Source organism: Neisseria viridiae (genome assembly GCF_962747995.1).
GTDB classification, from domain to species: Bacteria; Pseudomonadota; Gammaproteobacteria; order Burkholderiales; family Neisseriaceae; genus Neisseria; species Neisseria viridiae.
The window spans coordinates 60,477-72,271 of record NZ_CAUJAJ010000008.1 but is presented as its reverse complement, the minus strand read 5'-3'; the positions used below and the strand labels follow the sequence as shown (position 1 = coordinate 72,271).

Annotated in this window: 7 protein-coding genes and 1 pseudogene; 3 read left to right on the top strand and 5 right to left on the bottom strand. The window is 51.2% G+C overall.

Annotated features, from left to right (window positions below):
- Positions 1-207, bottom strand: a pseudogene (locus Q9J79_RS06395) (hypothetical protein); the annotation flags it as partial.
- Between the two features lie 2 nt (positions 208-209).
- Positions 210-1,922, bottom strand: a complete 1,713-nt coding sequence (locus tag Q9J79_RS06390) for a proline--tRNA ligase (protein WP_301911944.1) — start codon at positions 1,920-1,922, stop codon at positions 210-212.
- A gap of 694 nt (positions 1,923-2,616) precedes the next feature.
- On the opposite strand from Q9J79_RS06390, the gene aceE reads away from it, so the two are divergent.
- The 3 genes from aceE (at position 2,617) to lpdA (ending at position 8,883) form a co-directional block, all read left to right on the top strand.
- Complete coding sequence (aceE, locus tag Q9J79_RS06385) at positions 2,617-5,280, top strand: pyruvate dehydrogenase (acetyl-transferring), homodimeric type (protein ID WP_301911945.1); 2,664 nt, start codon at positions 2,617-2,619, stop codon at positions 5,278-5,280.
- Between the two features lie 149 nt (positions 5,281-5,429).
- Positions 5,430-7,046 carry a dihydrolipoyllysine-residue acetyltransferase gene (gene aceF, locus Q9J79_RS06380; protein WP_301911946.1) on the top strand — a complete coding sequence of 539 codons (1,617 nt, stop codon included), beginning with the start codon at positions 5,430-5,432 and terminating at the stop codon, positions 7,044-7,046.
- Between the two features lie 76 nt (positions 7,047-7,122).
- Complete coding sequence (gene lpdA / locus Q9J79_RS06375) at positions 7,123-8,883, top strand: dihydrolipoyl dehydrogenase (protein ID WP_301911947.1); 1,761 nt, start codon at positions 7,123-7,125, stop codon at positions 8,881-8,883.
- A 440-nt stretch (positions 8,884-9,323) separates the two neighbouring features.
- Here lpdA and Q9J79_RS06370 read toward each other — a convergent pair whose 3' ends face one another.
- From Q9J79_RS06370 to Q9J79_RS06360, 3 genes are all read right to left on the bottom strand, one after another.
- Positions 9,324-9,701 (bottom strand): hypothetical protein, encoded by a 378-nt coding sequence (locus Q9J79_RS06370; protein ID WP_301817083.1) that lies wholly within the window; start codon positions 9,699-9,701, stop codon positions 9,324-9,326.
- Positions 9,702-9,812: 111 nt separating this feature from the next.
- A complete protein-coding gene (locus Q9J79_RS06365) occupies positions 9,813-10,178 on the bottom strand; it encodes a hypothetical protein (protein WP_301911948.1) in 366 nt (121 codons plus the stop codon).
- A gap of 63 nt (positions 10,179-10,241) precedes the next feature.
- Positions 10,242-11,792: a YdgA family protein gene (locus Q9J79_RS06360; protein WP_301911949.1), complete on the bottom strand. Its 1,551-nt coding sequence runs from the start codon at positions 11,790-11,792 to the stop codon at positions 10,242-10,244.
- Between the last annotated feature and the right edge of the window lie 3 nt (positions 11,793-11,795).

The window sequence follows — 11,795 nt, the reverse complement described above, 5'->3', positions numbered from 1 at the left end:
CTTTTCCGAGAGATAATCAAAAATACCAAACTCGTATTGCCTCACCCTACATATGTAAGCAAATTTCCCATTCGGGAGCGAGATTTCATAGATTTTTCCGTATTTTTTTACACCCTTGTCCATATTGATTGTTTTTACTGAAGCCACTTCATTTTCTCCCCAAATAAAAATGCCGTCTGAAATTATTTTCAGACGGCATTTGACCAAGCTTACCCATTTAATGAAGCTGCTACACGCGCAACAATTTCTCCGATTGCAACTGCCTGCGCTTCGTTGTTGCGGCGTTCGGCGTATTCGACATTGCCTTCTTTCAAAGCGCGGTCACCGATGACGATGCGGTGCGGGATGCCGAGAAGCTCGGAGTCGTTCAGCAGCACGCCTGCGCGTTCGTCGCGGTCGTCGAGGAGGACGTCTGCACCTGCCGCCAGCAGTTCGGCGTAGATTTTGTCGGCGGCTTCGCGCACGGCATCTGATTTTTTGTAGTTCATCGGCACGATAACGACTTCAAACGGCGCCATTGCTTTTGTCCAGATGATGCCTTTTTCGTCGTTATTCTGCTCGATGGCGGCGGCAACGACGCGGGTGATGCCGATGCCGTAGCAGCCCATTTCCATGATTTGCGATTTGCCGTTGTTGTCGAGGAAGCTCACGTTCATGGCTTGGGTGTATTTGTCGCGCAATTGGAAGACGTGTCCGACTTCGATGCCACGAGCGAGTTTCAGACAACCTTGTCCGTCGGGGCTTTCGTCGCCTTCGACGACGTTGCGCAAATCGACAAACTCAGGCTCGGCAGCGTCGCGGCCGAAATTGAAGCCGGTATAGTGGTAGTCGTCTTCGTTTGCGCCAATAACCCAGTCCGCGCCTTTTTCGGTGGCGAAATCGGCATAGACTTTGCCTGTGAAGCCGACAGGGCCGAGCGAGCCGCCGTTTGCACCGAACTGCGCGCGGATGGCGGCAGGATCTGCCATGGTCAGTGGCGATTTTACTCCGGCCAGTTTTTCTGCCTTGATGTCGTTAAACTCATGGTCGCCACGCAACAGCAGCAGGACGAGTTCGCCTTCGTTTTCGCCTTCAACCACGATGGATTTAAGGGTTTGTTCAACCGGAATATTGAGGAATTCAACCAAAGACTCAATGGTTTTGACGTTTGGCGTATGTACTTTGGTCAATTCGGCCTGAGCGGCGGCGCGTTCGCCTTTAAGCGGCAAAGTCGGTGCCAGCTCGATATTGGCGGCGTAATCTGAAGTGTCGCTATATGCAATCACGTCTTCGCCGCTTTCCGCCAACACTTGAAACTCGTGCGAACCCGTACCGCCGATGCTGCCGGTGTCTGCGGCAACGGGGCGGAACGCCAAACCCAGACGGGTAAAGATGCGGCAGTAAGCGTCATACATGGCATCATAGGTCGTCTGAAGCGAGGCATAGTCGGCATGGAAGGAATAAGCGTCTTTCATGACGAACTCGCGCGCGCGCATCACGCCGAAACGCGGGCGCACTTCATCGCGGAATTTGGTTTGGATGTGGTAAAAGTTTTTCGGCAGCTGTTTGTAGCTGTTGACTTCTTTGCGCACGATGTCGGCGATGACTTCCTCGCAGGTCGGACCCATGCAGAAATCGCGGTCGTGGCGGTCTTTCAGGCGCAGCAGTTCTTTACCGTAAAACTCCCAGCGGCCGGATTCCTGCCACAGCTCGGCAGGCTGCACCACCGGCATCAGCAGCTCCACGCTGCCCGCGCGCGCCATTTCCTCTCGCACGACGTTTTCGACTTTGCGTAACACGCGCAGCCCCATCGGCATCCAAGTATAAAGGCCGGACGCGTTGGCTTTAATCAGGCCGGCGCGAATCATCAGCTTGTGGCTGGCAAGCGCGGCTTCGGCAGGGGCTTCTTTTAAAGTAGAGATAAAGAATTGGCTGGCTTTCATAAAAGTATTTTTCCAAACAGGCAAATTCAAAAGTAAATCGGGTGCAGATTGTAACGCGAAAAAAGCAGGTTTTGCACCAACCTCCAAAATTCACCCCCTGCCCCAAGCGCGGGACAAATCCCATAACAGACGGCAAAAACATGACCAGAAACATCATATTGAAAATAAGCACATGATTTTTATAGATTTAAATGTGCCTATTTTTTAATCAAAATAAGCGTACATTTGTTGCGTAAGACTTTTTTAACACAAGCCGTGGCTTATCAACACGGTTATCCACAAAGCTTGTGTATAGATTTTCTGTAATAGGAAAATTGCCGGCAGAGACATAATGATTCGATATCCCACAATTCCGAAAAAATATCACCAAAATCAAACAGAATATTTCAAAATCAAAAAGACTTGGCCTTACCAAACGCCAACTTCAGTATAAAACCTGCTTTTAAAAGCATGGTTATTTGCCAGCAGACCCGATTGCTGATAGGATTTCGTGTGGAGCAGACCGAACATTTTTTTCAAGTTTTCCCTTGTTTCCAAGACTTTTATAATTTTTTGAAAACATTGGACTTAAATTATTTTGTTTCGGTTTGATTTAGAAATTTTCGTTTTTGCTTATTATTTTTCACAAACGAAAATAAAGGGGTTGGCTACACCCTCCCTGCCGATTAAACACTCAACATAAAGGATAGATACTATGTCCACCCAATTACACGATGTTGACCCTATCGAAACCCAAGAGTGGCTGGACGCGTTAAGCTCCGTCCTCGAATATGAAGGCGGCGAACGCGCGCAATACCTCTTGGAAAACCTGGTCAAATACTGCCGCGACAAAGGCGTACGTATGCCACACGGCACGACCACCCCGTATTTGAATACCGTTTCGGTTGAAAACGAAAAAGGCATTCCGGGCGACCAAAACATCGAACACCGCATCCGCGCATTCGTGCGCTGGAACGCCGCCGCCATCGTATTGCGCGCCGGCAAGAAAGATTTGGAACTGGGTGGGCACATCGCATCTTTCCAATCTGCCGCCACCATGTACGAAGTCGGCTTCAACCACTTCTGGAAAGCTAAAGGCGAAGGCGAAGAAGGCGATTTGGTCTTCTTCCAAGGACACGCCTCTCCCGGCATCTATGCACGCGCCTTTGTCGAAGGCCGCCTGACCGAAGACCAATTGAACAACTTCCGTCAGGAAGTTGCCGGCAAAGGCCTGCCTTCCTACCCCCACCCCCACCTGCTGCCCGACTTCTGGCAATTCCCGACCGTATCCATGGGCCTGGGGCCCATCATGGCGATTTATCAGGCGCGTTTCCTGAAATACTTGGAATCACGCGGCTTGGCAAAAACCAAAGGCCGTAAAGTATGGTGTTTCTGCGGCGACGGCGAGATGGACGAACCAGAAAGCCAAGGTGCGATTGCCCTGGCTGCACGCGAAGGCTTGGACAACCTGGTATTTGTCATCAACTGTAACCTGCAACGTCTGGACGGCCCTGTACGTGGTAACGGCAAAATTATTCAAGAACTGGAAGGCAACTTCTCCGGTGCCGGCTGGAATGTAGTGAAAGTGATTTGGGGTCGTCGTTGGGACCGCCTGCTGGCTAAAGACACCAACGGCATTCTGCGCCAACGCATGGAAGAATGCTTGGACGGTGACTACCAAACTTACAAATCCAAAGACGGCGCATACGTCCGTGAACACTTCTTCAATACCCCTGAACTGAAAGCATTGGTTGCCGATATGACCGATGATGAGATTTGGGCATTGAACCGCGGCGGCCACGACCCTCAAAAAGTGTACAACGCCTACGACCGTGCAGCGAACCATGCCGACGGCAAACCTACCGTCATCTTGGCGAAAACCATTAAAGGTTACGGTATGGGCGCATCCGGCGAAGGTCAGAACGTTGCCCACCAAGCCAAAAAAATGGACAAAGCGTCCCTGAAACAATTCCGCGACCGCTTTGACATTCCGGTTACCGATGAGCAAATCGAAAGCGGCGATTTGCCTTATCTGACTTTTGCCCCCGACAGCGAAGAGTACAAATACCTGCACGCGCGCCGTGAATCTTTGGGCGGCTACCTGCCGCAACGCAAACCTACCCAAGAAGTTTTGGAAGTACCCGAACTGTCCGCATTTGAAACTCAACTCAAATCCAGTGGTGAACGCGAATTTTCGACCACTATGGCATTTGTCCGCATTTTGTCAACCTTGTTGAAAGACAAAAAAATCGGCAAACGCGTCGTACCTATCGTTCCCGACGAAAGCCGTACCTTCGGTATGGAAGGCATGTTCCGCCAATACGGTATTTGGAATCCGAAAGGTCAGCAATATACCCCGCAAGACAAAGACCAACTGATGTTCTATAAAGAATCTGTCGACGGTCAAATCCTGCAAGAAGGTATTAACGAACCTGGCGCCATGGCAGACTGGATTGCGGCCGCGACCAGCTACGCCAACAGCGACTTCGCGATGATTCCGTTCTATATCTATTATTCTATGTTCGGTTTCCAACGTATCGGCGACTTGGCTTGGGCGGCGGGCGATATGCACGCGCGCGGCTTCCTGTTGGGCGGCACTGCCGGCCGTACGACGCTGAACGGTGAAGGCCTGCAACACGAAGACGGCCACAGCCACATCCAGGCCGACCTGATTCCGAACTGCGTATCTTATGACCCGACCTTCCAATACGAAGTGGCCGTCATCGTACAAGACGGTCTGCGCCGTATGTATGCCAATAATGAAGACGTGTTCTACTACATTACCCTGATGAATGAGAACTACACCCATCCGGATATGCCGGAAGGTGCGGAACAAGACATCTTGAAAGGTATGTACCTGCTGAAAGCCGGCGGCAAAGGCGACAAGAAAGTCCAACTGATGGGTTCCGGTACCATCCTGCAAGAAGTCATTGCCGGTGCCGAGCTGCTGAAAGCCGACTTCGGCGTAGAAGCAGACATTTGGTCTTGCCCATCCTTCAACTTGCTGCACCGTGATGCCATCGAAGTAGAACGTTTCAACCGCCTGCATCCGCTGGAAGCTGAAAAAGTACCTTTCGTTACCTCTCAACTGCAAGGTCATGACGGTCCGGTGATTGCCGCTACCGACTATATCCGCAGCTATGCCGACCGTATCCGCGCGTACATCCCGAACGACTACCATGTCTTGGGCACTGACGGTTTCGGCCGTTCCGACAGCCGCGCCAACCTGCGCCGCTTCTTTGAAGTGGATCGCTACAACGTTGCCGTGGCAGCATTGAGCGCATTGGCGGAACAAGGTAAGGTCAGCAAAGAAACCGTTCAGCAAGCCATTGAAAAATACGGCATCAAAGCCGATTCAGCCCCTAGCTGGAAACGCTGATTGATGTTTCAGACGGTCTGTTTGCCCCATTCAGACATCAGGCCGTCTGAAAACCGAATGCCCGAATGGTTTGAGCAGACAAACCGTACCGATGCCGCGTGAAGCAGTTTTCAGACGGCATCCAACTGAAAAAGATTAAAGGAACTCAAATGAGTATCGTAGCAATCAAAGTCCCCGATATCGGCGGTCACGAAAACGTCGACATCATCGCTGTAGAAGTTAAAGCGGGCGACACCATCGCCGTTGACGACACCCTGATTACTTTGGAAACCGACAAAGCCACGATGGATGTACCTGCCGATGCGGCCGGTGTCGTGAAAGAAGTTAAAGTCAAAGTCGGCGACAAAATCTCCGAAGGCGGCGTGATTCTGACCGTCGAAACCGGTGCTGCCGCTGCTGAAGCTGCTCCTGCTCCTGCGACTGAAGCACAACCTGCGCCTGCCGCTGCACCCGCTGCCGCTCCCGCAGGCGGTGCAACCGTTAAAGTAGCCGTTCCAGACATTGGCGGTCATACTGATGTAGATGTAATCGCCGTTGAAGTCAAAGTTGGCGACACCGTTGCCGAAGACGACACGCTGATTACTTTGGAAACCGATAAAGCGACAATGGACGTACCTTGTACCGCTGCCGGTGTCGTTAAAGCCGTATTCTTAAAAGTCGGCGACAAAGTGTCCGAAGGCTCTGCCATTATCGAAGTGGAAACCGCCGGCTCTGCCGCAGCAGCTCCTGCGCCTGCTCAAGCCGCTACGCCGGCAGCAGCACCAGCTCCGGCTGCTGCGCCTGCCGCCGCTCCGGCTCCTGTTGCCGCTCCTGCACCAGCTGCTGCCAAAATCGACGAAGCCGCTTTTGCCAAAGCACACGCGGGTCCATCCGCACGCAAACTGGCGCGCGAATTGGGCGTGGATTTGGGCCAAGTCAAAGGCTCCGGCTTGAAAGGTCGCATCGTGGGCGACGACATCAAAGCCTTTGTGAAATCAGTAATGCAAGGTGGTGCGGCGAAACCTGCTGCTGCCGGCGCATCTTTGAGCGGCGGTCTGGACTTGTTGCCGTGGCCTAAAGTGGACTTCTCCAAATTCGGCAATGTCGAAGTTAAAGAATTGTCCCGCATTAAGAAAATTTCCGGTCAAAACCTGTCCCGCAACTGGGTTGTGATTCCCCACGTTACCGTACACGAAGAAGCGGACATGACCGAGCTGGAAGAATTCCGCAAACAGCTGAACAAAGAATGGGAACGCGAAGGTGTGAAACTGTCCCCGTTGGCGTTCATCATCAAAGCTTCCGTTTCCGCTCTGAAAGCCTTCCCCGAATTCAACGCTTCTTTGGACGGCGACAACCTGATACTGAAAAACTACTTCAACATCGGTTTCGCAGCCGATACGCCGAACGGCTTGGTTGTTCCCGTCATCAAAGACGTGGATCAAAAAGGCTTGAAACAAATCAGCCAAGAATTGACCGAATTGTCCAAAAAAGCCCGCGAAGGCAAGCTCAAACCGCAAGAAATGCAAGGCGCGTGCTTTACCATTTCCAGCTTGGGCGGCATCGGCGGCACAGGCTTCACGCCGATTGTGAACGCTCCCGAAGTCGCTATCTTGGGCGTGTGCAAATCCCAAATCAAACCAGTTTGGAACGGCAAAGAGTTTGCCCCGCGCCTGATGTGCCCGTTGAGCCTGTCCTTCGACCACCGCGTCATCGACGGTGCGGCCGGTATGCGCTTCACCGTATTCTTGGCGAAGCTGTTGAAAGACTTCCGCCGCATTACCCTGTAACCCGATCGGCTTCAGACGGCATAGCGGTCTGTGCCGTCTGAAAAGGAAGTTTGAACATCATTCAGAAAGATGAGACATGAGCTTAGTTGAATTGAAAGTGCCCGACATTGGCGGACACGAAAATGTAGATATTATCGCGGTTGAAGTGAACGTGGGCAACACTATTGCTGTGGACGATACCCTGATTACCTTGGAAACCGACAAAGCGACGATGGACGTGCCTGCCGAAGTTGCGGGCGTGGTCAAAGAAGTGAAAGTCAAAGTCGGCGACAAAATCTCCGAAGGCGGTTTGATTGTTGTCGTTGAAGCTGAAGGCACGGCTGCCGCCCCGGCGCAAGAAGCCCCTAAAGCTGCCGCTCCTGCTCCGCAAGCCGCGCAATTCGGCGGTTCTGCCGATGCCGAGTACGACGTGGTCGTATTGGGTGGCGGCCCCGGCGGTTATTCTGCCGCATTCGCCGCTGCCGATGAAGGCTTGAAAGTCGCCATCGTCGAACGTTATAAAACCTTGGGCGGCGTTTGCTTGAACGTCGGCTGTATCCCTTCCAAAGCTCTGTTGCACAATGCTGCCGTTATCGATGAAGTACGCCACTTGGCTGCCAACGGTATCAAATACCCCGAGCCGGAACTCGACATCGATATGCTGCGCGCCTACAAAGACGGCGTGGTTTCCCGCCTCACGGGCGGTTTGGCAGGTATGGCGAAAAGCCGTAAAGTGGACGTTATCCAAGGCGACGGGCAATTCTTGGATCCGCACCACTTGGAAGTGTCGCTGACTGCCGGCGACGCGTACGAACAGGCAGCCCCTACCGGCGAGAAAAAAATCGTTGCCTTCAAAAACTGTATCATTGCAGCAGGCAGCCGCGTAACCAAACTGCCTTTCATTCCTGAAGATCCGCGCATCATCGATTCCAGCGGCGCATTGGCGCTGAAAGAAGTACCGGGCAAACTGCTGATTATCGGCGGCGGCATTATCGGCCTCGAGATGGGTACGGTTTACAGCACGCTGGGTTCGCGTTTGGATGTGGTTGAAATGATGGACGGCCTGATGCAAGGCGCAGACCGCGACTTGGTGAAAGTATGGCAAAAACAAAACGAATACCGTTTTGACAACATTATGGTCAACACCAAAACCGTTGCAGTCGAGCCGAAAGAAGACGGCGTTTACGTTACCTTTGAAGGCGCGAACGCGCCGAAAGAGCCGCAACGCTACGATGCCGTATTGGTTGCCGCCGGCCGCGCGCCCAACGGCAAACTCATCAGCGCGGAAAAAGCAGGCGTTGCCGTAACCGATCGCGGCTTCATCGAAGTGGACAAACAAATGCGCACCAATGTGCCGCACATCTACGCCATCGGCGACATCGTCGGTCAGCCGATGTTGGCACACAAAGCCGTTCACGAAGGTCACGTTGCCGCCGAAAACTGCGCCGGCCACAAAGCCTACTTCGACGCGCGCGTGATTCCGGGCGTTGCCTACACCTCCCCCGAAGTGGCGTGGGTGGGAGAAACCGAATTGTCCGCCAAAGCCTCCGGCCGCAAAATCACCAAAGCCAACTTCCCGTGGGCTGCTTCCGGCCGTGCGATTGCCAACGGTTGCGACAACGGTTTTACCAAGCTGATTTTCGATGCCGAAACCGGCCGCATCATCGGCGGCGGCATTGTCGGGCCGAACGGCGGCGACATGATCGGCGAAGTCTGCCTTGCCATCGAAATGGGCTGCGATGCGGCAGACATCGGCAAAACCATCCACCCGCACCCGACCTTGGGCGAATCCATCGGTATGGCGGCGGAAGTGGCATTGGGTACTTGTACCGACCTGCCTCCGCAAAAGAAAAAATAAATCCGACTGAATAAACAGCCGATAAGGTTTATTTGAGCAAATGCCGTCTGAAATGTTCAGACGGCATTTTTATTTGGCTGTGTTTTAACCATCTGTCAATTTTAACTGGTTGCAAGGGAAAAGACGATTATTTTCCGGTTAGGCAAAAACCTATCTTATTGAATACCTTGAAGCTAAGCATGCCTATCGACACCATATTAAAATACAGCCTTTTATTTTTCCTCCATGCTTTCCAATCACAGATTTCAACCGGATTTCAATAGTTCCCTTACCCCGTCTGGGTTCCATATCTAAACATTAGAAGCGTGTCCTGATATTGGATTGGAGACAATCAATTTAGTCCGTCATCGGTACAATCGCCTACACCGATACAACCAACACCACCGGTAACGCCGAATAAATAAGGCAAACTAAAACCCCAGCATTTGCTGGGGTTTCCTTTAATATCTTCTGATGAAAATTCGGTCTTTCGGTCGAACAGAATCGGGGCAATCTCCACCGACATCCCTACCGCCATTTTTGTACCATACATCAGTGCAGTATTCCAATTGCGTAATACGACCTTCACGATAGGCTTGAAGTCGCGCTGTCTCTTCACGAGTGTTCCACCAAACTCGACAAGCCCCATAACGTTCTTCCAAACGCCCTTCAAAGATAAAAGGACAGCCCGGAAAATCATTTTGTATTTTGTACAAGTAGGTGCGGATTTCCTCTGCCGTATAGCGAGAGCCACTGCGTTTTACAGTGGTTGAGCCAGTATTCAAAGCAGAGCAACCAGTCAAAACAACCAATGCGCAAACCATCAATAATTTTTTCATTTCAAGCACTCCTGTTCAATCAATTCATGTGGCTATATTAGCACATTGGTTGTCCTGTGCACGATTTTCAAAAACAAAAAGTCCTGCTTAATGCAGGACTTTCATTATTAATTAATTCGGCGTTGCTTGTGCCGCCAGTTTTGCTTGTGCTGCAGCCAACATGGCTCGCAAGTCTTCCACTGATTTGTTGGACAGGTCACGGTTTTCCGCATCTTGCAACAGTTGTTTGAGGCGTTCTACTTCGCTACGTGCTTGTTCACGGACAACTGCCGCATCACGTTCGGCTTTCAACACGTTGATGATGTGCAGCACAATATCAAATTTGAGTTGCAACACACTATCTTCGTTATTGGTTTCTGTACCGTTCACGAAATCGATTTGCGGTTGCCCTTTCAACTTGCCGTGCAAATCTTGCGCCAATTCATTCAAGGTGAATTTGTTGTTTTTAGCAAGTGTCTTTGAAACATGAAAATCCATCCTATTTTAAGACCGACAAAAATGCCGTCTGAACATTTCAGACGGCATTTGGCATAAACGGCATTAATGCGGTTGGCCGGAAACCATATCTCCCTCGTCAAAATCAGGATCAGGTTCGTTTTGCAACGTTTTACCGTTCAGTTTCAACTGATTGTTTTTCAGAGAAATGGCAGTATCAATCTGGTCGCCGTTCAAAGTCAGATATTTTTCCCTTGCCATACTTTGGACCGTACTGTCCACCATCAGGCGCAAGGTCTCGTTGATGTCGTCAAGACTTGCCCTGCCTTCCGCCTCATCTTCGGCATTGACGCTGAAAATATTGCCTGCCTGACTGACCGCCAAGTCTTCCAGCATTTTTTGAGGCACGCTCATTCTGATGTCTGCCTCGGTTTTCTTCAACATCAGTCCCAATTGGTTCAAATCTTCCTTCTTCAGATCTTTAAACATAATTTTCCCGCCCACATCGATTTTGCCCGACGGAAGCGTGAAACGGAACGTTTTGATGTCGAGTACCGGGTTATGGGTAAATAATCCGGAAGCCTCGCCTTTGACTGCAATAATCAAATCATTGCGGATTTGCTCCTCGGTCATTTTTTTGGCGGAAATTTGTGCAAACTTGCGTTTCAATACTGCCAAAGCAGAAGCATCAAGATGTTCGGCGGCGATATGGATGTCCAGCGGGCCATATTTTTCATCGCCGTAAACCAGCGTGTCAAAACGGAACTGCCCTTCGCTGTCGATAAACGCGCCCGATTCCCCGGTCTTGGTTGAAAAAGCCAGCTTGCCGACTTCGATTTTGGAAGGCGCGATGCTGCCGTTGGGATTGATAAACGCGCCAATCTGCAAATCGGTAACGAGGTTGACCAGTTCGTTCAATTTGACGTTGTAATCGACACCCTCTTTCCATTCTAAGGAAAATTTTTCCAAAGTCAGATTGCTGCTGCCCAAAGCAAGCGGGTTGATGCCGTCTGAAGTTTCCGAATCGAAATGCACTTTTTCAAACGCGGCATCGCCTTTGTCTGCCAGCTTGATTTTAAACAAGGGGGCATCATAGCCGTTCCGGTAGCTTTTGAAACCTTTTTGATAAACCGTTTCCCCCGTCAGGCCTTCCCAGTGCAGCCTGATGCCCGACAGTTCTTCATAATCGAAGGCAGGAACACTAACTTCCATTTTACCGCTGCCGTTAAAATAAACGGTATTGGCAAGGGAAACCGGAGCTTGTTTCCCAAAAAAGCGTTCCAGAACTTTTTCCGTTTCAGGCGCGTATTTGAACTCGGTTTCAATGTGCGCCTGTGTGCCGAATCCGCCGGCAAAAGGGCCGTGCGTGATATGGTTGACCAGCGTAACCGGCTGTTCCAACACTGTTTTCAGGTTGTCCGGCAGGTATTTTCGGGCATTATTCAGCAACTCCGGTTTCAGGCGGATGACCGTTGTTTCCGTAGAGGTAAACCAGCCGCGGTCATATTGGTGCGATTCGACGGTCAAAAAGCCCGTTTCCTGCAATATTTTTTGCTGCTGCGTCAGGCTTTCTTCGGCTTTGACACCCAAATAATAAGGTGTACCCAAAGCAACGCCGAGCAATGCTGCAGCAACCGAAATCAAAGGTTTTTTCATCAC